The organism is Micromonospora marincola (assembly GCF_056150385.1).
Map to the genome: position 1 here is coordinate 16741 of NZ_JAXCFT010000002.1, position 23507 is coordinate 40247.

The window sequence follows — 23507 nt, forward strand, 5'->3', positions numbered from 1 at the left end:
CATGGGCCGGTTCTCCGAGGATGAGCTGCAGGCGGCTGTCTCCAGGTACGAGGCGACACGGGCGCAGGCGTTGACCGAGCGGGACGAGCAACTGCGGGCCTTCCACGCGGCCGGGTGGCGGCCGGTGGACCTGCAGCGGGTCACCGGATACAGCCGGGAAACGATCCGTCAGGCACTCCGACCGGAAGTCCGGCGGGCGACCAACATCAACCGGCGCAGGACGCCACCCCAGCCGCCAGCGGACTACCGGCCATACGGTGACCGGAAGCCTTATGTGATCGCCGAAACCCTCACCGAACTGCACGGCCCGACCGAGGGAACGGTGACGCTGCCGCGTCACCTCGACTGGTCTGGGCACGCCGAGTACGACCTGAACCGGCCCGCGCGCCTGGCCAGCATGTACAAGGTGGTGCTCACCGAAGCCAGCACCGTCGAGGATCTGAACACCTGGCTCGACGCCGACCTGCTCCGGCGGCTCTGGCCCACCCTCTGGCTGCCACCCCAGCTCCGCCAACGCTGGGAAGACGCCTTCCCCGAACTCGCCGCGACCCGCAGCAACGCGGCATAACGGTGGACCCCTTCCACGAACGCCTCGCCCGGACCGGCCCCGCGGCCGCCGACCGATACGGCTTCGCCCTGGCCGACGGCTACGCGGTCCAGGCCGCCGGACTTCTCGAGGACGTCGACCTGTTCACCGCCTGGGACCGCCGCGACGACTTCACCGCCGCGGTCACCGCCGTCGTGCACGCCTACCGGGACGGCGGCCTCACCGTCGGGGCTGAGCGCCAGTACGACACCTTCGCCCGACTGGCCGTCACCGACGGCATGCGGATCTCCAAGGTCGAACTCGGCGTGGACTGGCGCGCCAACGAACCGATCCTCATGGCGATCGGACCGGTACTCCACCCCGACGACGCGGTCGCGAACAAGATGAGCGCCCTTTACGGGCGAGCGTTCGCCCGGGACTTCATCGACATCGACGACACCCTCAGCTCCGGTCGCTACACCCGCGACGGCCTTCTCGCCCTCGCCCAACGCGCCGACCGTGGCTTCGACCGGCGCATCTTCGCCGACGCCCTCGGACAAGCCGCCCAGCTCGACCCCGACGACTTCGCCCAGTACGGCGTCACCGGCCCAGCGTTGGACAAACTCCGTAACCGATTCGCCGAATGGCGCCGTGAACTGCTCGACGACGAGGAACGATGACTCGGCTCCCGACTCACGGCAGCGTAAGCCTGTACACGCAGGACCCACAACGTCCAGCTGATCTCCGGCAAGCGATCGCAGCGAGCCCGCGAAGCGACCGGAACGCAACGGGGGAAGATAGAAAGCCGCAGGTCGTCGGCCTGTGGATACCGGCGGAGCGTCGGGTTAGGAAACCGATGCTCTATCCCCTGAGCTACGAGGGCGGGAGTGGCCAGTGTAACGACCTGCGGGCCCACCCGGGTCGGCAGGGAGTGACCCACGTTGACCTGCACTGACCCAGCCACCCGCTGTCCGATTCTGTCGAGACCGGTGAGTCGACCGGCACCCGCTGAGTGGGCCTACAGCTGTTCGATCAAGGTTGCGGCGATAACTCGGGCGCGTTGCAGAAGCGTTTGTTCGCCTTCGAGGCCGGCGCGCGCCATGGCGCCTTCCAGCAGAAACGACAGGTGCTCGGCGAGCGCGCGGGCCTTTTCCGGCCGTTCGGGCAGGAGCTGCTCGAGATGTTCTTCCAGCAGTTTTTCGACGTGCTCCTTGTGTCGACGAACCGAGTCACGGCCCGGGTCGCCGGCCGGGAGTTCGGCAGCTGCGTTCAGCAGCCCGCATCCGCGGAAGCCGTGTGCGTAGGAGAAGGCGGCGTGGTCGGTGTAGGCGTCGAAGACCGCGAGCACCCCGCCGTAAGGATCCGTGGTCTGCGCGATCCGGCGTCGATAGAGCTGCAGCCATTCCTCGTGCCGGGCGTCGAGGTAGGCCAACACCAGCTCCGCCTTGGAGGAGAAGTTGTTGTAGAGGCTCATCTTCGCCACGCCCGCCTCGGAGGTGATCGCGTCGATTCCGGTCGCGGACACTCCGTGGGTGTAGAACATGCGCGCCGCGGCGGCCAGTAGCCGCTCACGGGCCGCGCCGCCCCTGGCCGGGCCCGGTGCGCCCATGACGTCACCTTTCGACTAGGTAGGTCGGTCTACCTAGCATGTTAGCGTGTCGTCATGGCACGTACGGTCAGGATCGGCTTGATCCAGGTCTGCATCGCCGGATGTCTGTGGGGCACCGGCGGTCTTGTCGTGACGTTCCTGCACGATCGCGACGGGCTCGGAGCGATGACCGTCAGCGCCTGGCGGATGCTGCTCGCGGCAATCGCCTTGATCGGCTTCGCCGTGGCGACACACCGGTCGAGCGCGATCATGGCGATCATGCGTGTGCGTCCGCTGCGGACCGTCGTGGTGGGCTGCGGCACCGCCGCCTATCAGGGCCTCTACTTCGTGTCGGTGCTGCTGGTCGGGGTAAGCGTGGCCACCGTGATCTCGTTGGGGCTGGCGCCGGTGTTGGCCGCGGTCTGGGAACATTTTCGCAGCCGGACCCGGCCCTCAATCCAGCAGGTCGGGGTGCTGGGAGCGGCCTTGCTCGGGTTGGTGCTGATCAGCGCAACCGCGGATCAATCCACGGCGTCCGGCCGGTCACCGCTGTTCGGCTTGGTGCTGGCTGCAACCGCCGGGGTGACCTATGCGGCGACAACGATTCTGGGGCACACGCTCGCGCAGGCCACAGATCCAGTGGCACTGACGACCTGCACCACAACGGTCGGTGCGATCGCGCTCGCCCCGTTCCTGCTGGTTGCCGGATTCAGCCATGAGTCGATGGTCGGCACGAGTTCGGCGTCACTAGCCGCGTTGCTCTACCTGGGCGTGGCAACTATGGCGCTCGCCTACGGCTTGCTCTATGCCGGGCTGCGCACCACGTCCGGATCAGCGGCGACCGTGGCAACCCTGCTGGAACCGGTATCTGCGGCCCTGCTTGCCGTTGTCCTGCTCGGTGAACGTCTGCCGTTTCCTGCCTTTGCGGGCGGCGTCATGATCCTTATGGCGGTGGCCTCCCTGCCACCTACCGCAAGCGCCGCGCCACCCGTGGAGTCCACTGATCCGGTGGCTTCATCTCATCGACGGACTCACACCTCGGCTCAGGCACCGTTCGGGCTGCGACCGCACAAACCAGATCCATAGGCCAGCTCAGCACGTCGGGTCCCCTCCCACGACCAGAGCCCTCGACCCTAGCCCCGATGCGATCGGCGCTGAGCTGCAAGCAGGGTTGGGTGAGGACGCGTCGAACCTACCGCAGCATAGCCTGAGCAGGACTTACGCCCGTTATGCTGATCTTTAGCAAGCGAGCACAGCAAAGCGCGTGTGCGATGCGCTAACGTGAAAACAGGACAGGAGTCTCCATGTGACTCCGGGTGATCTTGGTGGCAGGGTGAAGCGGCCGACGCGATGGGGTCGCGCCGGCGGAGGGCGTGCCGCTTCAGGCTGCGGCGCGGACGGTTACTGCCGGTCGGCTGACGGTCTTGCGATCGCGGATGAGTGCCCGTCCTGTTCACGTCCTCACGTCCGGGCCGAGCACCGGCTGTCGGCACCACCGGTGACGGGTCGGCCGCCAGCCCACCGGCCGGTCAACCGGTGGCGGTGACGGCGGTGGCGGTGACCGTCCCGTCCGCCGCCTGGGCGCCCTGCACGCTGACGGTCTGTCCAGCCTTCAGTTTCGCCAGTTCGGTGGCCTGACTGGTACGCACGGCGGTGCGGCCGTTCGTCCGTACCGTGACCACGTTGCCGTCGGCCGTCTCCAGGTAGAGCACGCCGCCGTCGACGAGTTTCACCTTGCCGGTGGTGGCCGACCCGGCGGCGGCCGGGCTCGCTTCGGTGCCGGAACCGGACCGACCGGAACCAGCGCCGGGGAACGCGCTGGGGAGACCGCCCGGGAAGCCGCCCGACCGGCTGGTCCGCGCGGCCGTCGGCATCTCCCCCCACCGCTTCTGCGCCTGCGCGCCACCCACGAATCCGCCCAGCACCAGCAGCATCGCGGCCAGCACCACTGTGCCCCGGTTCCACCAGCGCCGTGGCGCGGCGGCTGCGAGCGCCGCGGTGAGGTCCCGGTCGGCCGGTTGGGTCGCGGCCGGCGGCTCGTCCTCGACCCGGTCGAAGATGACGGTTTCGGGGTCCATGTCCTCGTCTCTCCGCATGGGCTACTCGTAGCGCAGGGCGTCGATGGGGCGCAGCCGGGCCGCGCGGGCCGCCGGCAGGCCGCCGAAGAAGAGCCCGATCGCGACCGAGACGCCGAGGGCCAGCACGACCGAACTGGATACGATCACCGGCTGCACGCCGGCGATGGTGAACCGGGATCCGATCAACGCGGCGGCCACGCCCAGCGCCCCGCCGATCAGACTCAGCAGGGTCGCCTCGGTCAGGAACTGGGTCAGCACGGTCCGCCGCCGGGCACCCAGCGCCTTGCGGATGCCGATCTCCCTGGTCCGCTCGGTGACCGTGACCAGCATGATGTTGGTTATGCCGATGCCGCCCACCAGCAGGCTGATCGCGGCGACCGCGCCGAGCAGCACGGTGAAGGTGGCGGCGGTCTCGGTCTGCGTCTGGAGCAGCTGGGCGGCGTTCTGGATCCGGTACGGGGTGCTGCCTGTGCCAGTGGCGGGCAGTCGCTGGGCGAGCACCGTGGTGATCTCCGCCTGGGCCGCGTCCACCTGTTGCGGGTTCGCCGCCTCGACCAGGATCGAGCTGAGCGGGCCGTAACCGGTCAGCACCTCGCGTACCGCCCGCAGTGGTGCGACCGCGACGTCGTCGGCGTCCTGGAAACCGGTGCCGGACCTGGGCGCCAGCACGCCGACCACGGTGAACAGCGCGCCGCCGACGGTGACCCGCTGACCGATCGGATCGGCGTCGGGAAACAGCTCGTCGGCGACGGTACGCCCGATCACCACCACCCGCCGGCCCTGCGCCTCGTCGTCGGCGGTGAACGCGGCACCGCTGGCGACCGGGGAGTTCGAGGCGTCGAACCAGCTCGGCCGGGTGCCGACGAACTGGCCGACCTCGTGCTCGGCACCCTGGTATGTGACCACGCCCGACGTGGTGACCAGCGGTGAGACCGACCGCACGTCGGGGGCGAGCACCGGGTCGAGCAGCGCGTCGGCCACCTGGAGGGTGAGGCCGCCCGCGCCCGCCTGCCGGTTGGTGCCGGTGACCGTGAGCGTGTTGGTGCCCAGCGCCTCGATCCGGCGGGTGATCGCCTGCGCGGACCCGTTCCCCACCGCGACCAGCAGGATCACCGCTGCGACACCGATCAGGATGCCGAGCATCGTCAGCGCCGAGCGCAGCTTGTTCGCGCTCACCCCGCGTAGCGCGAAGCGGAGGATCTCGGCGAGCGTCACCGCGGCACCCCCGCGGTGTGCCGGCCCACCGTGTCCTGCCGCTGGTCGGAGCGGACCTGGCCGTCGAGTAGTCGGATCAGCCGGCCGGCCCGCGCGGCGACCTCCGGCTCGTGGGTGATCAGCACGATCGTCCGCCTGGCGGCGTTGAGCTGGTCGAACATGGCCAGGATGTCCTCCGTGGAGCGGCTGTCCAGGTTGCCGGTGGGCTCGTCGGCCAACACCAGGGCCGGTTCGGTGACCAGCGCACGGGCCACCGCGACCCGTTGCTGCTGGCCGCCGGAGAGCTGGTTGGGGTGGTGCTGGGCACGGTCGGCGAGGCCTACCGCGTCCAGCGCGTCCAGCGCCCGGCGGCGTCGCTGCGCCGCCGGAACCCCCGCGTAGGCCAGCGGCAGCTCCACGTTGGACAGGGCGCTGGTTCGGGCGATGAGATTGAAGGCCTGGAACACGAACCCGATCAGCCGGTTACGAACCAGCGCGAGCTGCCGGTCGGCGAGGCTCCCCACGTCGACGCCGTCGAGCAGGTAGCGCCCGTTCGAAGGCGTGTCGAGGCAACCGAGGATGTTCATCAGGGTGGACTTTCCGGAACCGGACGAACCCATGATCGCCACGTAGTCGCCGGCGTCCACCGACAGGTCGATGCCGCGCAACGCGTGCACCGTCGCGTCGCCCTCGCCGTACACCTTCGTCAGCCCGCGGACGTCGAGCACCGGACGGCCCGGGCTGTCCGGCGGGCGCATCAGTTGCCTCCGTTGCCGGCGCGGCGACCGCCCTGACCGCCGCCGGCGGGGAAGCCGCCGCCGCCCGGGAAGCCGCCCCCGCCGGGGAGGCCCGCCCCGCCGCGGAAGCCGGCGCCGCCGGTGCCGGTGCCCGTGCCCGTGCTGGCCGCGCGGAGCAGGACCCGGTCGCCCTCGGCCAGCCCGGAGGTGATCTCGTACGCCTGGTCTCCGGCGAGGCCGATCTCCACCCGCCGGGTCTCCTGGCCGGTCTCGGTGACCACGGCGACGGTGTGCCGGTCACCGGCACCGCTGACCGCGGCCGAGTTGACCAACAACACGTCCTGGGCAGTGCCGGTGGTCACGGCGACGGTGACCGTCTGCCCCGGCTTCGCGCCGGTGGGCACCTCGTCCAGGCCGACCGTCACGCCATAGGTGACCACGTTGTTGCTTGTGGTAGCTGATGGGTCGAGCGCCAGCACCTTGCCGGTGACCTGGGCGCCGGAGAGGGCGTTCCAGGTGACGGTGGCCGGCTGACCGTCCTTGAGCCGGGTCGCGTCCGCCTCCGCGACCGCCGCGTTGACCTGAAGGTGGGTGAGGTCGGCGAGCTCCATGAAACCCGAGGAGCCGCTCGACCCGCCACCGCTCTGCCCGGTCCCGCCGCCCTGCTGGCCACCCGAACTGCCGGCGCTGACCGAGCTTCCGCCGGAGGAACCGGAGCCGCCGGAGGAACTGCCCACCGTGCCGTTGACGGCGACGACCGTACCGACCATCGGGGCGGTCAGTCTCGTCCCGGCGACGCCCGCCCTGGCCTCGTCGACCGCGAGCTTCGCCTGGGTGACCGCGCTCTCGGCGGAGGACGTGTCGCCGTCGGCGTCCTGCGCCCGATCGAGCGCGCTCTCGGCCGCGTCCAGGTTCGCCTCGGCCACGTCGAGCGCCCGCTCGGCGGCGGCCGGGTCCACGGTCGCCAGGAGTTGCCCCTTCTTGACCTGTTGGCCGACTCGGACGCGGATGTCGGTGACGGTGCCCGCGGTGCCGAAGCTGGCGCTCGCCGTGGTGGCGCTCTCCACCGAACCGCTTGCGGTGACCGTGGCGGTCACCGTGCCCCGGGCCACCTGGACCGTCCGGGTGCTCTGGGCCGGTTCCACCTGCGCGGCGCGGGCGGACACCGACGACCAGGCCCAGTAGCCGCCGGCGGCCAGAAGCAGAGCCAGGGCGGCGTTCACCAGCACAGGCGGTTGGTGCAGGACGGCCGGCAGGCGCACTCGCATGGCCGAAAGCCTCACCCGGCCGGCTGGGAGGAGGGTCCGGGCAACCTCAGAGCTGGCTTGGAATCGCGGCCCGCGCCCCGACCCGCTCCTCCGGCTCGCCGCCCTCGGGGACCCGGGGGGCGCTCGGGGGCGAGGGGCAGCAGCACCAGGAAGGTGGTGCCCTCCCCCGGCACGGTGTGCAGGTCGATACAGCCCCCGTGGGCGTGCACGATCGAGGCCGCGATGGACAGCCCCAGCCCGGAGCCACCGCCGCTGGCCCGCGCCCGGCTGGCGTCCACCCGGTAGAGCCGCTCGAACACCCGGCCCGCGTGCCCCGCCGGGATTCCCGGCCCGTCGTCGTGCACCTCCAGCACGGCGAGACCACCGGCGCCGGGGGCGGGCGGCGGGCCGGAGCGGACGGCCGGGTCGGCCGGTAGCGCGGGCAGCCGGCCGACCCGGACGGTGACCCGGTCGTCCGGGTCGGTGTGTTGCAGCGCGTTTCCGACCAGGTTCGCCGCGACCTGACGGAGCCGATGCTCGTCGCCGAGCACGCTCGGCGGCTCGAACGTGTCGTCGCGGTCCGCGAGGGTGGTCAGCCGCACCGGCCGGCCCGGCGTACGGGCGTGCGCGTCGCGGATGGTGTCGGCGGCGATCTCCAGCACGTCGACCGGGCGCAGGGTGGGGATCCGCTGCTGGTCCAGCCGGGCGAGCAGGAGCAGGTCCTCGACGAGCACGCCCATCCGGGCCGCCTCACCCTCGATCCGGATCATCGTCTCGTCGAGCAGCGGACCGGTCGGTGCGCCACCACGCCGGTACAGCTCGGCGAAACCCCGGATGGAGGTGAGCGGGGTGCGCAGCTCGTGCGAGGCGTCCGCGACGAACTGGCGCAGCCGCCGCTCGGAGGCGGCCCGGGCGGCCATCTCCGCGGCGATCCGGTCCAACATCAGGTTGACCGCCGCGCCCAGCCGCCCCGGCTCGGTGTGCGGGTCGGCCCCGTCGACCCGGCGGCCGAGGTCACCTCCGGTGATGCCGGCGACGACGCCCTCCATCCGGGTCAACGGGCGCAGGCCCAGCCGTACGACCGAGGCGGCGAGCAGGCCCAGCCCGAGCAGCACGGCACCGGTGACCGCCACGTCGATGAGGAGCAGCCGATCGGCGGTACGGTCCGCCTCCCCGAGCGACACGCCGAGGACCACGGCCGCGCCGTCCCGCCCCACCGGCACGGCCAGCAGCCGCCACTGCGCCGTCCCGTCCCCGCCGGGCACCGTGTACGGCCGGCCCGTCGCGGCTCGGGCCGTGACCACGGCGAACGTGCCGGGGTCCGGGGCGGTCGCGGTGGGGGTGCTGCCGCGCTCGGTGTCCCGGGTGCCGTCGGCCCGGTAGAACACGACCAACTGGTCCTGGCCCAGGCGGGCGAACCGCCCGGCCACCCCCCGACCGGCCCCGGAGGACGGTTCCCCGCCCGGGGCCGGACGCGCCGACCCAACGGCCGACGGCCCGGACGGCTCGGCGGCCGACGGCCCGGGCGGCTCGGATGGTGGCGCGCCGCCGGGGCCCGGCGCGCGGAGCCCGGCGTGCAGGGGACGGGCCTGGGTGGCCAACTGCTCGTCGATCCGCTCCAGCAGATAGCCGCGGAGCAGGATGAAACCGGCCGTGTTCGCGCCGAGCAACGCGACAGTGGTGAGCGCGCCGACGACGAGGACCAGCCGGGAGCGCAGGGTCCACCTCGGCCACCGACGCAGGCCCCGCAGCCGGAGGTTCACTCGTCCCCGTGCGGCAGCCGCAGGGTGTAGCCCACGCCGCGGACGGTGTGGATGAGCGGCGGACCCAGGACGTCGATCTTGCGGCGCAGGTAGTAGACGTACGACTCGACGATCCGCCCGTCGCCGCCGAAGTCGTAGTGCCACACCCGGTCGAGGATCTGCGCCTTGCTCACCACCCGCCCCGCGTTGACCAGGAAATAACGCAGCAGGCGAAACTCGGTCGGCGAGAGATCCACCGGCTGACCGGCCCGGCGTACCTGGTGTGCGTTGTCGTCGAGTTCCAGGTCGGCGTAGCGCAGGGTGGGGTTCCGCTCCGGCTCGGCCGGCGCCTCCGGCCGGCTCCGGCGCAGGATGGCCCGGATCCGCAGCACCACCTCCTCGAGGCTGAACGGCTTGGCGACGTAGTCGTCGGCGCCGACGACGAGCCCGGTCACCCGGTCCGCCACGCTGTCCCGGGCGGTGAGGAAGAGCACCGGCACCGGACGGCCGGCGTCGCGCAACCGCCGGGCCACCTCGAACCCGTCGAGGTCCGGCAGCATCACATCGAGGACGACCAGATGGGGGTCGAACTCCTCGACGCAGGCGAGCGCCGCCCGGCCGGTGGCGGCCACCCGGGTGTCGTACGCGACCAGGCGCAGCGTGGCGGCCAGCAGCGCGGAGATGTTGCGCTCGTCGTCCACCACCAGCACCCGCGCGGCGCGGGTCGAGCCGTCGAGGGCCGGGGACGGGCCGTCGCCCGGTGGCCGGAGGATGTCGGTTCGCACCGGCAATGCCTACCGAATCCACCTCGGGGTGCCCTGTGTGGAACCTGTGTGTCAGCTGTCACCACGACCGCAGGACCAGGTCACCGTCGGCCAGCCCGCCGGTGACCTCGGTGTACTGGTCGCCACGCAGGCCGATGGTGACCGTACGCGACTCCCCGGCGCCGAGCCGCACGGTGCCTCGGCCGCCGACCACGTCGTGCACGGCGGTGGACGGCACACGCAGCGCGTCGTCGACGGCTCCGGTCCGGACGGTCACCGCCGCCGTCTGCCCCGGCAGCAGGTGCTCCGGGGCTTCGACGAACGAGAGCAGTACGCCGTAGCGGACCATCGTGCCGTCCGCGGTGCCAACAGGGTCCACCTGTACGACGGTCGCCGGGAAGGTGCGGCCCACTTGGTCAGCGAGGCCAACCGTGGCGTGCTGCCCGATGGCGACGGCTGCGGCGTCCGCCTCCGGGAAATTGGCCTCGACCTGCATGGCGAAGGTGTCGGCCAGGGTGATGAAGGTGGCGCCTCGGTCGACCTTGCTGCCCACCGTCCCGGCGACGGTCAGGACGGTGCCGCGGATCGGCGCGGTGAGCTCCGTGCCCGACTGCGCGTCCTCCGCCGCGGCGAGGGCGTTGTCCGCCTGGTTGACCTTGCGCTGCGCGTCGAGGATCGGGTCGCCGCCGGCCCGAGCGCCCCCGGCGCAGGTGGCCCCGCCGGAAGTCGGTCCTCCGTGGGGCTGCTGCGCGCCGCCGGTGGCGGACGGCGCGGAACGGGAGGTGGAGGGCGCGGGATCGGAGGTGGGGGACGCGGAACGGGAGGCGGAGGGCGTCGCGCTGGCGGTCGGGCTCGGGGTCGGGGTCACGCTGGGCGACGGCGATTGCCATACCACCGGCCGGGCGGCGGCGGTGGCGCAGCTCGTCGTGGCACCTGCGGAATCCTGCGCCTGGGCGAGAGCGTCCTCGGCGTCGGTCAGCTCCTGCCGAGCCTGCTCCACCGCGTCCGCAGCCGCGGCGATGTCGGCGTCGGCGAGGGTGGCGAGTTGCTGTCCGGCCCGCACCACGGCGCCGGGCCGGACGGCGACCCGCCCCACCGTGCCCGTGGCGGCGAAGCTCAACACCCGGGTGGTCGCCGGCTGGACGGTTCCGGTGGTGGCGACGTCGACCTCTACGGCGCCCCGGTCGACCGCGACGGTGACGGGCCGGGCCGGCGCCCCGCCCGCATCCGGGCGCAATGCCGCGACACCGGCGGCACCCAGCGCGAGTACGCCGGCGGCGGCAGCGACGCCCCAGCGGACCCGCCGGACGCGCCACAGTCGGGTCAGGCCATTTCCCATGACGAATCAGTCTGCGGGTCACTCCTTCCCGCGGGCTCGGTCCCAGCTCGGAGTTGCCTCAAAGCGGCCAACCACCGGCCCGCCTCGGATCGGGGGCCTCACCGGCCCGGGTCACCTTGAATCGGCAGCCCCAGCAGCCCTGGTCGCCTCGAAACGGCCCGGCCGCCGGGCGGGTCACCTCGAAACGGGGCGCCGACGGCCGGTCGGGCGGGACCGCCGGGGAAGCTCCGAGGCAACTCCCAGTCCGGTCCGAGGCGGCCCGGAGCTACGACCGGTTACCTGGGCACGTCCCCGAACCGGACGAGGAGTCGCTGTGTCGAACGCTGGAATGAGTCGTCTGCTGGCGGTCGCGCTGACCGGCGTCGTCTCGGTGCTCCTAGCCGCCTGCGGCTCGGACGACACCCCCACCAACGCGGCGGCCGAGGGCGGGCAGGACGGCAACGCCTTCGCGGCGTACCAGGACTGCCTGCGGGAGAACGGCGTGACCCTGCCGTCCGCCGACCCGTCGCGCTCCCGCGGGGCCCGGCCCTCGGGCTTCCCGACCGCCCGCCCGTCGGGCTTCCCGACCGCCCGGCCGTCCGGCTTTCCGACCGCCCGGCCGTCCGGGTCCGGTGGCCCGGGCCGTGGCTTCCCGGGGGCGGGGCGGCTCCCGGAGGGTGTCGACGGGGCCACCTGGCAGAAGGCGCAGGAGGCCTGCGCGTCGCTGCGATCGACCGGCCGGCCCGGCGGGCGGGGCGGACCCGACGGTTCCGCCGCGCCGGGCGGTGGGCGAGGCGACGGGCGGCAGACCGCCTACCGCACCTGTCTCAGCGGTCGTGGCGTTGACATGGACAAGATGGACGCATCCGACGCGAAGACAAAGGAGGCGCTGACCGCCTGCGCGGCGGTGAGCCCCGCACCGACCAGTTGAGAGGGCAGTTCGGGAGCAGTCGAATCACCGCCTGGTGGGTGCGCTCGGCCGCTGGCGCCCGACCGCCGGTCGCCCTGCTGTCAGCCGGCCCGCGCCGCCCGCCTCGGTGGCCGCTGGCGTGCGGCGCCCCGATCACCGCGCCCATCCGATCCAGGCCGCAGGGCACCACGAATGACGGCGGTTGCCGATAGTGTTCTCCACCACACTGTCCGCGCGCCCTGAAGGGTTCTGCCATGAGCTTTGGTTGTCGGCGGCTGTCGCGACTCGCCACCATCGCGCTGCTCCTCCTCACCGGGGTGGCGGTCCCCGCCGGCCCCGCCGAGGCGGCGAAGAAGGGCCTCGATCTCGCGGTCGACGCGTCCGGGACAAGGATCCCGCTGGGTGTTGAGAAGAAGGTCGTCTATCTGAAGATCAGCAACCTGGGGAACGGGACCCCGGGCGACGTCGTCGTCAATGTCCGCCAGCCGCAGGAGGGCCCCGACCCGCTGCCGGTCGCCCTGCTGTGGCATTCGGGGGGTGGTGTGGGCGAGTGCGACGGCGATCTCGGGGGGTTCTACTGCCGGCTGTTGCCGGAGCTGATTCCGGGGCCGGGCGAAACCGTCGACGTTCCCATCGACGCGAATGTCTACGGGGCAGCGGAGCCCTACGAGGGCAGGTTCGAGGTTTCGGTCACCATCAGACCGGAAAAGGACGCGAATCCGGCCGACAACACCAGATGGTTCCCGCTGGCGCTTGTCGATCAGCCACGTGCCGATCTCTCGCTTGTCGCCCGGGACGTGAAGCAGTCGGTGCGCATCGGCGCCGACGGCAGGCCCAGGCCCACCGGGACGCTGCACCCGGGTGAGACGGGTGCGGTGTGGTACACCGTCGCCAACCAGGGCCGGAAGGCGGTAAGCGGGCTACGGTTCACGCTGCGCCTGCCCAGGGGTGTGACGTTCACCAGGCCGCCGACCCAGTGTGCGCTCGCCGACGCCGGGCGGTCGGCGGTCTGCACCTACAGGAGCCTCACCCTCGTTCCGGCCGCCGAGGACACCGATCCGAAGGACACGGTCTACTCGGCGGTCGAGCTGTACAACCTGGTGACGACTGCGGCATCCACCACCGCGCCGGCGACGTTGCGGGGCGGGACCGTGCAGGTGGAGGGCCTCGCCGAGCAGCCGGCGAACGACCGTTCCAAGCCCGCGCGTACCGAACTGCCCGCGAATGCCGTCGCCGTACGGATCCCCGACGTGGACCACAGCGACAATCGGGACGGGTTCGCCGTGGTGCTCGCCGCGAAGAGCGGCGGCGATGGTGGCGTCGGCGGCGGTGACGGTGACGGTCACGGCGGGCTGCCGGTCACCGGGCCGCAGGCTGGGCTGCTCGGTGGAATCGGCGTCGCGGCGCTGGCGGCCGGAGGCGCGTTGTTCCTCGCTGCCCGGCGTCGCCGGGTGATCCTCGTGACGTCCGGGGACGAGCGGCCGGCAGCCTGATCTGCTTCGCCGGTGAGTGCGGGCGGGACGGGGAACCATCCCGCCCGTCGGCGTCGCCCGGTCGCGGTGACGATCGTCGTGCCCGGCGGGCCGCCCGCCTCTCGTAGGCTCCGGGGATGGAGAGCAGTCCGGGCCAGATGATGGCGCACATGTTGGATGCGGCGGAGAACGCCTCTCCGGTCGAGGCGGTCGAGGCGGTCACCCGGGAACTCGGGACGGCGTTGGGAGCGCGTAGCGTCGCGTTCCTGATCGCGGACCTCAGCGGCCGGGCGCTGGTCCGGCTGGCCCATGTGCCACTTGGTGATACCGGTCCCGGGCGTCGGGACGGTGCTGAGCGTGCCACGGTGATGCCGTTCGACGGCGGCCCCGCCGAGCAGGCGCTACGCACCCAGACGGCGCAGCTTGTCCCTCGACCTGGCGGGTGGACGGTGTTGGCGCCGGTGACCGACCGCGGTGAGGCGATCGGTCTGCTGGAGATGGTCCTGCCTCACGAGCCGGATGCGCGGGAGTTGGCGGAGATCGGCCGTACGGCGCACGTGTTGGCGTTCGTGGTGATCGTCAACCGGCGGCACACCGACCTGTTCGAGTGGGGGCAGCGCACCACACCGTTCACCCTGTCCGGGGAGATCCAGCGTCGCCTGCTGCCCGGCTCGTTCACCTGTGAGGCAAGCGCGTTCACTCTGTCCGGCTGGTTGGAGCCCGCCGCGAGCGTCGGTGGTGACACCTTCGACTACAGCCTCGCCCGCGACGTGCTGCACTTCAGCGTCACCGACGCGATGGGCCACGGGGTGGCCAGCGCGCTGACGGCCACCCTCGGTGTGGGTAGCCTGCGCAACGGTCGCCGTCGCGGGGCGGGCCTGGTGGAGCAGGCCGACGCCGCGAATGCCGACGTCGCCGGCCACAGCGGGGTATCCGGCAGCTTCGTCACCGCGGTGCTTGGCCGTCTCGACCTGCGCAGCGGGGTGTGCGCGCTGCTCAACGCCGGGCACGTCCCGCCGATGCTGGTCCGCGACGGGGACACGAGGGCGGTGCCGCTGCCGGGCAACTTTCCCCTCGGGATGTTCGCCGAGGCGGACTACCGCGCCGGCGAGATCACGCTGCGCCCCGGCGACCGCCTGGTGGTGGTCACCGACGGCGTGCGGGAGCGCAACGCCGCACGCCTGGACCTGCCGACCATGTTGCGGTCGATCGCCGGTCTGCACCCGCGCGAGGCCGTCCGGTCGTTGGCCGACGCCGTACTCAAGGTCAGCGGACCGATGCTCGCCGACGACGCCACCCTGTTCGTCGTCGACTGGCACGGCGGGCACAGCGACGACCGGCGCACAAGCGCCGGCGCCGACCAGGCACGCGCCAGCGCCGCGCTGCCCGACTGACTACCGGCCGGCCGCGCCCGTGCGGCGCGCTTCCGCCTCAGCCTCAGCCTCAGCCTCAGCCTCAGCCTCAGCCTCAGCCTCCGGCACGCTGTCGTAGACGTCGATGGCCCGGTCCACCGACGTGACAGTCAGCACGCCACGCACGGCGGGCTGCACCGCGGCGAGGCACAACCGCCCCCCGACATCCCGCAACGCCTTGAACATCACCACCAGCGCGCCCAGCCCGCTGGAGTCCATGAATCCCACCCCGGACAGATCCACCACGACCTGGCGGTCACCGGAGTCGACCAATCGCTGCAGCCCCTCGCGCAGCTGCGGGGACGTCGTCATGTCCAGCTCGCCGCGCACCTCGAGCACGGTGCAACCCCGACCGGGTCGGGCCGACAACAGCAGATCCACGACAACCTCCCCACACCGATGTTCCCGCGCCCACCCTATTTCGCCCGCGGGCAAACCGCCGCCGGCCGGTCCAGGGCGAGCCGACACCCGACTGTTTCATCTCGGCGCCGCCGGGTAGCGCTGATCGGAGCCGAAGCATCCCGCCTTAGGGTGTGGGCAGTTGGTCAGGCGGGTCAGGGCATGGGCCGGAAGGAGCGACGCACATGCGGGTGAGCATGACACTGTCACTCCCGCGCCAACCGTCCTCCGCGACCCGCGCCCGCCATGTCCTCACCACCCTGCTGAGCCTCACCGAGGCCAGCGAGGACACCCGTGCCAACCTCGCCGTGATGATCACGGAGGCGTGCGCCAACGCGATCCTGCACGCCGCCCCCGACAGCACCGTCGACATCACCATCACCATCGACGACCACGCCTGCCTGGTCGAGGTCGGCAACCGCGGCAGCGCCCCCGACAACACCAAACTCGACGCCGGCCTCCCCGCCCCGCTCACCGTCGGAGGTCGGGGGCTGCCCCTGATCGCCGCGCTCGCCAACACGGCCACGTTCGTCACCGGGCCACCGGACCAGGTGCTGCTGCGCATCACCAAACACCTGGCCGACGTCGCGTCGGAACGCTGGGACTGACCCGGAGCGGCACCGGTCTCAGGCCGGCTCGTCCGGGAACCAGCCGGCCCGGCCGAGGGCGCCCGGCAGGTTGGCCTTGCCGAGCCGGTCACCGATCCAGGCCGCCGTCTCGATCAGCGCGCGGGGGTCGAGGCCGGTCTGGTGGCCGGAGCGGTGCAGGGCGTAGACCAGGTCCTCGGTGGCGACGTTGCCGGTGGCCGCCGGGGCGAAGGGGCAGCCGCCGATGCCGCCGACGCTCGCGTCGAGCACGGTCACGCCGGCCTCGACCGCCGCCAGGGCGTTGGCGATGGCGGTGTTGCGGGTGTCGTGCAGGTGCAGGCGCAGCGGCACCCCCGGTGCGGCTGCGCCGGCTGCGGCCACCAGGTGCCGCACCTGGGCGGGCACTCCCACACCGATCGTGTCGGCCAGGGCGATCTCGTCCGGCTCGCCCTCGGCGAGCCGGGTGACGAGCTCGCCGACGGTCGACGGGGCGACGTCGCCCTCGAAGGGGCAGCCGAAGGCGGCGGCGACGGTGACGCTGGCCCGGCGGCCGGCGGCGTGGGCGGCCTTGGCGATGTCGGACCAGGCCTGGACCATGGTGTCGACGGAGGCGCCCTGGTTGCGCCGGCTGAACGTCTCGGTGGCGACCACGACGCAGTTCACCTCGTCCACGCCGGCGGCGAGGGCACGGTCGAGCCCGCGTCGGTTGAGCACCAGACCGATGTACGATACGTCGCTCCGGCGGGGCACCTCGGCCATGACGGCTTCCGCGTCGGCCATCTGGGGCACCCGGTCGGCGCGGACGAACGACACCGCCTCGACCCGCCGGGATCCGGCGTCGACGCAGCGCCGGATCAGCTCGATCTTGCTCGCTGTCGGGAGGATCTCGGACTCGTTCTGCAACCCGTCCCGGGGGGACACTTCCACCACGCGCACCATCATGTGTATACAATCCCAGACCGGGCAGGCGGGCGGCAAGACACCGACCGCGATATCGCTTTCAGACCACGACCACGGAGGCACGGGTGACCAATGCCGGGCAGGACGCCTACGAGGCGTTGCGGAGCGCGATCCTGAACGGGTCCATCCGCCCGCGGGAGCGGCTGGGCGAGGTGGAGCTGTCCTCGCAGTTCGGGGTGAGTCGGACCCCGATCCGGGAGGCCCTGCGCCGGCTCACCGCGGAGGGCCTGGTCGTCTTCCAGCCCAACCGGGGGGCCCGGGTGGCCGAGTGGTCGCTGAGCGACCTGGAGGACACCTACGAGATCCGGGCCCGGCTGGAGAGCTACGGCGCGGCCCTGGCCGCCCAGCGCATCGACGCCGACTGCCTGCCGAGGCTGAGCCTGCTCTGCGACCAGATGGAGGAGCGGGCGCAGCGGATGACCCCGCAGGACCTGGACGACATCGCCACCCTCAACGCCGAGCTGCACGGTGTGGTCATCGGCGCCGCCGGCAGCCCTCGGCTGACCTCCCTGCTCTCGGCGGTGGTGGAGGTCCCGCTCGTGGTCCGGGCGTTCCGCCTCTACACCCCGGACGCGCTGGCCCGCAGCATGGCCCACCACCGTGACCTGGTGGCAGCCCTCGGCGCCCGCGACGCCGAGTGGGCGTCGAGCACGATGCGCGCGCACGTGCTGGCCGCCCGGCGGGTGCTTCTGGACGCCATGTCCGACAATCCGGAGCTCTGAGCACGCCGATCCGACCGATCCGACCCGCCCGCCCGGTCAGCTCCCGGGCGCGCCCGGCTTGATGCAGGCCACCGCGCGATCGGCGTCGAGCGGGGCCAGGCGCACCTCGGTTTGTACACACCGGTCCTCACCGACCGGGCACCGGCCGTAGAGGACGCAGCCGCTCACCTTCTCGGTCGGGCTCGACGGGTCGCCGACCAGGCGGGCCGGCGGCAACTCCTGGTCGGGGTCGACGGGCAGCGCCGCGGCCAGCAGGGCACGCGTGTAGGGGTGCTGCGGATCGGCGAAGACCCGCTCCGAAGGGCCGGTCTCCACCACCCGCCCCCGGTACATCACCGCGATCCGGTCGCTGACGTAGCGGACGGTGTGGATGTCGTGGGAGATGAACAGGTAGCCCATGCCGAGTTCGGTCTGCAGGTCGGCCAGGAGTTGCAGGATCTGGGCGCGGACCGACAGGTCGAGCGAGGAGGTGGGTTCGTCGAGGACGATCAGGGACGGCTCGGTGACGATGGCCCGCGCGATACCGACCCGCTGCTGCTGTCCCCCGCTGAGTTCACCGGGGTACCGCCGGGCCATCTCGGGCGCCAGCCCCACCTGGTCGATCACCCGGGCGACCCGGCTCCGGCGGTCGGCCGCCGGGGTCTTCGGCTGGTGGATGGCGAGTGGCTCGCCGACGATGTCGGCCACCCGCATGCGCGGGTTCAACGACTCGAACGGCTCCTGGAAGATGATCTGTGCCTTGGCGCGCAGCCGGCGCAGTCCGGCTGCGGGCAGCGCGAGCACGTCGGTGTCCTGGAAGTGCACCGAGCCCCGGGTCGGCTCGATCAGGCGCAGGGCCAGCCGGCCCAACGTCGACTTGCCCGACCCGCTCTCGCCGATGATGGCGAGCGTCTCGCCGGCGTTCACCGTCAGCGACACGTCGTCGAGGGCGTAGACCGTGGTGGTCCCGCCGACGGGGAACTCCTTGCTGACGTTCGTCAACTCCAGCAGGCTCACCGGACGGCCTCCATCTCCTGCGACAGGTGACACCAGTACGTCCGGCCCGACGCCGAGGTCGCCGGCTCCGGGAACACCTGCCCGCAGGGCTCGAAGGCGTGCGGGCAGCGGGCCTCGAAGGGGCACCCGGCCGGGTAGTCGACGAGATCCGGCAGCCGCCCGGTGAGGTGCACCAACGGCTGGCCCGGCCGGGGAACGGCCCGGACCAGCGCCTGCGTGTACGGGTGTTGCGGGCTGGTGAGCACCTCACGGACCGTGCCGTGTTCGATGACCTTGCCGGCGTACATGACGACCACCCGGTCGCAGTACTGGGCCACCACGCCGAGGTCGTGGGTGACAAGCAGCATCGAGCGGCCGTGCTGCTGGACCAGGGCCCGGATGAGGTCGAGGATCTGCCGCTGCACGGTCAGGTCGAGGCCGGTGGTCGGCTCGTCGGCGATGACGAAGGCCGGGTTGAGCAGCATGGCCATGGCGATGACGACGCGCTGGGCCATCCCACCGCTGAGCTGGTGGGCGTAGCCGTCGAGGACCCGGTCCGGGCCGGCGATGCCGACGTCGGCAAGCGCGCTGCGGGCCCGGTCCCGGGCGGTGGTGTCGGAGCGGACGCCGTGCGCGGCGAGGATGGTGGCGAACTGCCGGTGGATGCGCATCACCGGGTTCAGCGCGCTGAACGGGTTCTGCGCGATGAATCCGATCTCGGCCCCGCGCAGCCGGCGCAGTTCGGCGCCGCGCAGGCCGAGCAGGTCGACGCCGTTGAAGCGGGCGCTGCCGTCGACCACCCGCCCCGGTGGGCGGACCAGGCCGAGGATCGACCTGATGGTCACCGACTTGCCGCATCCGCTCTCGCCGACCACGCCGACGATCTCGGCCCGGTCGACGTGGAAGTCGACGCCGTTGACCGCGTGCACCAGACCGTCGGGGGTGTCGAAGCGGGTGGTGAGGCCGCTGACCTCCAGCAGCCGGGGCTCCCGGTCCGCGACCGCGCCGGGGATGCTCATCGCTGCCTCGCCCGGCCGAAGGAGTCCTGCAACTCGTCGCTTATGGCGTTGAAGCAGAGCACGGTCAGGAAGATGGCGAGCCCGGGGAAGACCGATACCCACCACTGGCCGGTCGTCATGTTCTGCGCTCCTGTCTGGATCATCGCGCCCCAGCTGGCGTCGGCGGCGTTGATGCCGATGCCCAGGAAGGACAGCGAGGCGATCACCACGATCGAGTGGGCCACCGCCAGCGACGCTTGGGCCAGGATGATGCCTGTCATGTTCGGCAGCACGTGACGGAACATCACCCGCGGCCCGGTCGCGCCGATGGCGTGGGCGGCCTCGACGTAGCGGCTCTCCCGGATGGTCAGCCCTTCGCTGCGGACCAGCCGGACGAACCGGGGGACGTTGATGATGGCGATGGCCACCACGACGTTCTCGATGTGGTTGCCCATCAGGGCGACCAGGGCGATGGCCAGGATCAGCAGGGGGAACGCCTGGAAGACGTCGAGCGCGCGGACCACGCGCTCCCCCCACGGCCCCCGGTGCAGGGCGGCCAGCCCGAGCATGACGCCGATCACGAGCGAGATCAGCATGCCGGCGAGGGCCAGCGGGATGTCCACCCCGGCCGAGGCCACCAGGCGGCTGAAGACGTCGATGCCGAACTTGTCGGTGCCCATCCAGTGCTCGGCGTCGGGGGCGGCGAGGGTGTCGGGAAGCGGCTCGGCCGGGTCGTACGGCAGCGGCGCGAGGTAGGCCGCCGCCAGCATGCCGGTGAGGATGCCGGTGGGCACCCACAGGCGCAGGCGTCGACGGCCGCGACGGGGCTTGCGGCGCTTCGGCGCGGTGACCGTGGTGGGGTCGGCGGCCAGGGTCTCAGTCATAGCGCACCCTCGGATCGAGCACCGCGACCAGGATGTCCAGTGCGGTGAAGGCCAACAGGGTTCCCAGGCCGGCGGCGAGGATGAAGCCCTGCACGGCCGGCATGTCGAGCTGGAGGATGGAGTCGATCGCCCACTCCCCGAAGCCACCCCACGAGAAGATGGTCTCGATGATCGCCGCACCGCCGAGCAGGGCGGCCAGCAGGATGCCGCCGTAGGTCAGGATCGGCGTGCGGGCCTGACGGAAGGCGTACGCCAGCACGGTCCGCTCCGACAGGCCGCAGGCCCGGGCGAACTCGACCTGCTTGGATTCCAGGGCGGGCACCAGCGAGGCGTAGGTGCTGCGGGCGAAGTACGCCGAGTAGTAGATGCCCAGGGTCAGCACCGGCAGCATCGAGTGCGCCACCGCCGAACGGAAGACCGTCATGTCACCGGCGATGAGCGAGTCGACGAGCAGTGCCCCGGTCACCGTCGGCGGCGGCTCGTCCATCAGACCGAGCCGGCCGACCGGGGCCGGCGCCCACCCGGCGAGATAGAAGCAGAGGTAGATCAACAGCAGGGCGAGGAAGAAGTCGGGGATCGACTGGAACGTGGTGACCACGAAGCGGGAGCCCCGGTCGGCCAGGCTGCCCTTGTAGTACGCGCCCAGGGTGCCCAGGCCCACACCGAGCACCGCGGCCACGATGAGCGAGAGGATCACCAGCTCCAGGGTGGCCGGGGCGAAGCGCAGGATCTCCGACAGGATCGGCCGGTCGGTGTAGTACGACGATCCGAGGTCGCCGTGGACCAGGCCGCCGAGGTAGTCGACGAACCGCTCCCACAGGGGCCGGTCCAGACCGAGGCGGCGCTCGATGGCGGCCAGTTCCTCCGGGCCGGCGGCCGGCCCGGCGATGACCCCGACCGGGTTGCCGGGCAGCGCGTTGACCAGGAGGAAGGCCAGCACGATGACCGAGAGCAGCCCCACCGGCAGGAAGAGCACCCGCCGTCGGGCATAGCCGAGGACCCGCATCACATACCTCCCGGTCCGAGCAGCGCCGTGGCCTCGTCCAGGGCCAGCACCTCGGCGTACTTGGCGCCGAGGTCGAACAGGGCGGCCTGGTGCGGGCGCGGGTCGCGGTCCAGGCACGCCTCGGCGACGACGAGGGGGACGAAGCCGTGCTGTAGGGCGTCCACCGCGCTGGCCCGGACGCAGCCGCTTGTCGAGGCGCCGCCGACGACGAGGGCGTCCACCCCCAGGACCCGCAGGGTGCTGGCCAGGCTGGTGCCGAAGAAGGCGCTGGCGTACTGCTTGGTCACCACCGTCTCGCCGGGGGCCGGGGCCAGGCTCGGCGGGGCGGCGGCGAACGCGCTGCCGTGTTCGAAGACCCTCAGGGCGGGCACCTTGCGGGCGAAGAGGCCACCGTCTGCTCCACCGGGGCTCAGCTCCACCCGGGTGTGGATCACCGGCACGCCGTGGCGGCGGGCGGTGTCGAGCAGTGTGGCGCAGGCCCGCAGGGCCGGCGGGTCGGTGTCGCCGGCGTAGAGCGGTGAGGCCGGGTCGAGGTAGGCCCGGACGAGGTCGACCAGGAGCAGGGCCCGGCGTGATCCGCGACCCAGGTCCCCGCCGAAGCCGGCCCTGCGGTAGTCGCCCTGGAGGTCATCCACCGTGTCCGCCCCTAGATGACGCCGCTGGTACGCAGCGCGTCGATCTCGTCGGTCTCCAGCCCGACGATGTCGGTGAGCACCTCGTCGGTGTGTTCCCCGAGCCGCGGCCCGGCCCACTTGATCCGCCCGGGGGTCGCCGACAGTCGCGGTACGACGTTCTGCATGGGGAACTCGCCGAACTCGGGGTGGGCGACCCGGACGATGGCCTCCCGGGCGGCGAAGTGCTCGTCCGCAAGCATCTCCGGGGCGCGGTAGACCCGGCCGACCGGGACGTCGTGCTTGACCATCACCGCCATCAGCTCCTCGGTGTCGTGCTGCGCCGACCAGGTCGCGATGATGCCGTCCAGCTCGACCTGGTGGCGACCCCGGCCGGCGTGGGTGGCGAAGCGCTCGTCGGTGCCGAGTTCGGCCATGTCCATGGCCGCGGCCAGCCGCCGGAAGACGGTGTCCTGGTTGGCCGCGATGAGCACCAGTCCGTCGTCGCGGGTGGGATAGACGTTCGAGGGGGCGATGTTGGGCAGGATGGCGCCGGTGCGTTCGCGGACGTGACCGGCCAGGGCGTACTCGGGCAGCAGCGACTCCATCATCGCCAGCACCGCCTCGTAGATCGCCGAGTCGACCTTCTGGCCCTGGCCGGTGCGGTCGCGGACCCGCAGCGCCAGCAGGGCGCCCAGGGCGGCGAAGGTGCCGGCCAGGGAGTCGCCGAGGCTGATGCCGACCCGGCTGGGCGGCGTCTGTGGGTCGCCGACGACGTAGCGCAGGCCACCCATGGCCTCGCCGACGGAGCCGTAGCCGGGGCGGGCGGAGTAGGGCCCGTTCTGGCCGAACCCGGAGACCTGGACCATGACCAGCCCGGGGTTGGCCTCGGACATCTGCTCGTAGCCCAGGCCCCAGCGCTGCATGGTGCCGGGCCGGAAGTTCTCCACCACCACGTCGCACTGGGCGATCAGCCGCCGGGCCACCGCCTGTCCCTCGGGGGTACGCAGGTCGACGGTGATGGACTTCTTGTTGCGCGCCACGATCGGCCACCACAGCGACTTGCCGTGCGGCTTCTCCTGGCCCCACTCGCGCATCGGGTCGCCCTGGCGCGGGGGTTCGCACTTGATGACCTCGGCGCCGAAGTCCGCCAGGAGCTGGCTGCAGAACGGCCCGGCGAGCAGGGAGCCGAACTCGACCACGCGTACGCCGTGCAGCGGTCCCTCGTGGTGCAGATCGCTAGACATGAACACCTCTCATAGCAGCCACCAAGTGGTTGTTGTATACAACAGGCAGGCGGGACTCGCTGTCAACAGCGGTTCTTGCCGACCAGACTCACTGCCCCGCTCAAATTTGGACGTTCATGCATACACAGAA

General features: G+C 72.0%; 24 protein-coding genes. 8 read left to right on the top strand and 16 right to left on the bottom strand.

The features are described from left to right. Position 1: 1 nt before the first annotated feature. The gene (locus tag SM450_RS04460; RefSeq protein ID WP_474618387.1) at positions 2-568 is read left to right on the top strand and encodes a hypothetical protein; all 567 of its coding nucleotides are present in this window, start codon (positions 2-4) and stop codon (positions 566-568) included. 2 nt (positions 569-570) lie between these two features. Then, positions 571-1206, top strand: a complete 636-nt coding sequence (locus tag SM450_RS04465; protein ID WP_474618388.1) for a nucleotidyl transferase AbiEii/AbiGii toxin family protein — start codon at positions 571-573, stop codon at positions 1204-1206. A 338-nt stretch (positions 1207-1544) separates the two neighbouring features. Here SM450_RS04465 and SM450_RS04470 read toward each other — a convergent pair whose 3' ends face one another. After that, the gene (locus SM450_RS04470) at positions 1545-2135 is read right to left on the bottom strand and encodes a TetR/AcrR family transcriptional regulator (protein ID WP_474618389.1); all 591 of its coding nucleotides are present in this window, start codon (positions 2133-2135) and stop codon (positions 1545-1547) included. 54 nt (positions 2136-2189) lie between these two features. Here SM450_RS04470 and SM450_RS04475 point away from each other — a divergent pair, with 54 nt between their 5' ends. After that, the gene (locus SM450_RS04475; RefSeq protein ID WP_474618390.1) at positions 2190-3200 is read left to right on the top strand and encodes a DMT family transporter; all 1011 of its coding nucleotides are present in this window, start codon (positions 2190-2192) and stop codon (positions 3198-3200) included. 443 nt (positions 3201-3643) lie between these two features. Here SM450_RS04475 and SM450_RS04480 read toward each other — a convergent pair whose 3' ends face one another. Genes SM450_RS04480 through SM450_RS04510 form a run of 7 tightly spaced genes read right to left on the bottom strand, consistent with a single transcriptional unit; the run spans position 3644 to position 11215 of the window. Continuing rightward, a complete protein-coding gene (locus SM450_RS04480) occupies positions 3644-4210 on the bottom strand; it encodes a hypothetical protein (protein WP_474618391.1) in 567 nt (188 codons plus the stop codon). A gap of 3 nt (positions 4211-4213) precedes the next feature. Next, entirely contained in the window at positions 4214-5407 is a 1194-nt protein-coding gene (locus SM450_RS04485) for an ABC transporter permease (protein WP_474618392.1), read from the bottom strand. Next, entirely contained in the window at positions 5404-6144 is a 741-nt protein-coding gene (locus SM450_RS04490; protein ID WP_474618393.1) for an ABC transporter ATP-binding protein, read from the bottom strand. The genes SM450_RS04485 and SM450_RS04490 overlap by 4 nt, the downstream gene beginning before the upstream one ends. After that, the gene (locus tag SM450_RS04495) at positions 6144-7391 is read right to left on the bottom strand and encodes an efflux RND transporter periplasmic adaptor subunit (protein ID WP_474618394.1); all 1248 of its coding nucleotides are present in this window, start codon (positions 7389-7391) and stop codon (positions 6144-6146) included. The genes SM450_RS04490 and SM450_RS04495 overlap by 1 nt, the downstream gene beginning before the upstream one ends. A gap of 11 nt (positions 7392-7402) precedes the next feature. After that, positions 7403-9133, bottom strand: coding sequence for a sensor histidine kinase (locus SM450_RS04500; RefSeq protein WP_474618395.1), 1731 nt, complete (start codon positions 9131-9133; stop codon positions 7403-7405). After that, positions 9130-9897: a response regulator transcription factor gene (locus tag SM450_RS04505; RefSeq protein ID WP_474618396.1), complete on the bottom strand. Its 768-nt coding sequence runs from the start codon at positions 9895-9897 to the stop codon at positions 9130-9132. The genes SM450_RS04500 and SM450_RS04505 overlap by 4 nt, the downstream gene beginning before the upstream one ends. Positions 9898-9955: 58 nt before the next feature. Next, positions 9956-11215: an efflux RND transporter periplasmic adaptor subunit gene (locus SM450_RS04510; protein WP_474618397.1), complete on the bottom strand. Its 1260-nt coding sequence runs from the start codon at positions 11213-11215 to the stop codon at positions 9956-9958. Positions 11216-11528: 313 nt separating this feature from the next. Here SM450_RS04510 and SM450_RS04515 point away from each other — a divergent pair, with 313 nt between their 5' ends. The 3 genes from SM450_RS04515 (at position 11529) to SM450_RS04525 (ending at position 14970) form a co-directional block, all read left to right on the top strand. After that, on the top strand, positions 11529-12125 hold the full coding sequence (locus tag SM450_RS04515; RefSeq protein WP_474618398.1) for a hypothetical protein: 597 nt from the start codon (positions 11529-11531) through the stop codon (positions 12123-12125). A gap of 233 nt (positions 12126-12358) precedes the next feature. After that, on the top strand, positions 12359-13597 hold the full coding sequence (locus tag SM450_RS04520; RefSeq protein ID WP_474618399.1) for a hypothetical protein: 1239 nt from the start codon (positions 12359-12361) through the stop codon (positions 13595-13597). Positions 13598-13713: 116 nt separating this feature from the next. Beyond that, complete coding sequence (locus SM450_RS04525) at positions 13714-14970, top strand: PP2C family protein-serine/threonine phosphatase (protein ID WP_474618400.1); 1257 nt, start codon at positions 13714-13716, stop codon at positions 14968-14970. On the opposite strand, the gene SM450_RS04530 is transcribed toward SM450_RS04525, so the two are convergent. After that, positions 14971-15369 carry an STAS domain-containing protein gene (locus tag SM450_RS04530; RefSeq protein ID WP_474618401.1) on the bottom strand — a complete coding sequence of 133 codons (399 nt, stop codon included), beginning with the start codon at positions 15367-15369 and terminating at the stop codon, positions 14971-14973. It abuts the gene before it with no gap. Positions 15370-15584: 215 nt separating this feature from the next. Here SM450_RS04530 and SM450_RS04535 point away from each other — a divergent pair, with 215 nt between their 5' ends. Further along, the gene (locus SM450_RS04535; protein WP_474619010.1) at positions 15585-15995 is read left to right on the top strand and encodes an ATP-binding protein; all 411 of its coding nucleotides are present in this window, start codon (positions 15585-15587) and stop codon (positions 15993-15995) included. Between the two features lie 18 nt (positions 15996-16013). Here SM450_RS04535 and SM450_RS04540 read toward each other — a convergent pair whose 3' ends face one another. Beyond that, on the bottom strand, positions 16014-16913 hold the full coding sequence (locus SM450_RS04540) for a hydroxymethylglutaryl-CoA lyase (protein WP_474619011.1): 900 nt from the start codon (positions 16911-16913) through the stop codon (positions 16014-16016). An 86-nt stretch (positions 16914-16999) separates the two neighbouring features. On the opposite strand from SM450_RS04540, the gene SM450_RS04545 reads away from it, so the two are divergent. Continuing rightward, positions 17000-17656 (top strand): GntR family transcriptional regulator, encoded by a 657-nt coding sequence (locus SM450_RS04545; RefSeq protein ID WP_474618402.1) that lies wholly within the window; start codon positions 17000-17002, stop codon positions 17654-17656. Positions 17657-17692: 36 nt separating this feature from the next. On the opposite strand, the gene SM450_RS04550 is transcribed toward SM450_RS04545, so the two are convergent. From SM450_RS04550 to SM450_RS04575, 6 genes are read right to left on the bottom strand one after another with little or no spacing between them, the layout of a single operon-like run. Beyond that, positions 17693-18652, bottom strand: a complete 960-nt coding sequence (locus SM450_RS04550; RefSeq protein ID WP_474618403.1) for an ABC transporter ATP-binding protein — start codon at positions 18650-18652, stop codon at positions 17693-17695. Continuing rightward, on the bottom strand, positions 18649-19650 hold the full coding sequence (locus tag SM450_RS04555; protein WP_474618404.1) for an ABC transporter ATP-binding protein: 1002 nt from the start codon (positions 19648-19650) through the stop codon (positions 18649-18651). The genes SM450_RS04550 and SM450_RS04555 overlap by 4 nt, the downstream gene beginning before the upstream one ends. Then, positions 19647-20513 (bottom strand): ABC transporter permease, encoded by an 867-nt coding sequence (locus SM450_RS04560; RefSeq protein ID WP_474618405.1) that lies wholly within the window; start codon positions 20511-20513, stop codon positions 19647-19649. Before SM450_RS04560 ends, SM450_RS04555 begins: the two co-directional genes overlap by 4 nt. Next, positions 20506-21519 carry an ABC transporter permease gene (locus SM450_RS04565; RefSeq protein ID WP_474618406.1) on the bottom strand — a complete coding sequence of 338 codons (1014 nt, stop codon included), beginning with the start codon at positions 21517-21519 and terminating at the stop codon, positions 20506-20508. The genes SM450_RS04560 and SM450_RS04565 overlap by 8 nt, the downstream gene beginning before the upstream one ends. Further along, positions 21519-22154 (bottom strand): isochorismatase family protein, encoded by a 636-nt coding sequence (locus SM450_RS04570; RefSeq protein WP_474618407.1) that lies wholly within the window; start codon positions 22152-22154, stop codon positions 21519-21521. The genes SM450_RS04565 and SM450_RS04570 overlap by 1 nt, the downstream gene beginning before the upstream one ends. Positions 22155-22165: 11 nt before the next feature. Continuing rightward, positions 22166-23377: a CaiB/BaiF CoA transferase family protein gene (locus SM450_RS04575; protein WP_474618408.1), complete on the bottom strand. Its 1212-nt coding sequence runs from the start codon at positions 23375-23377 to the stop codon at positions 22166-22168. Between the last annotated feature and the right edge of the window lie 130 nt (positions 23378-23507).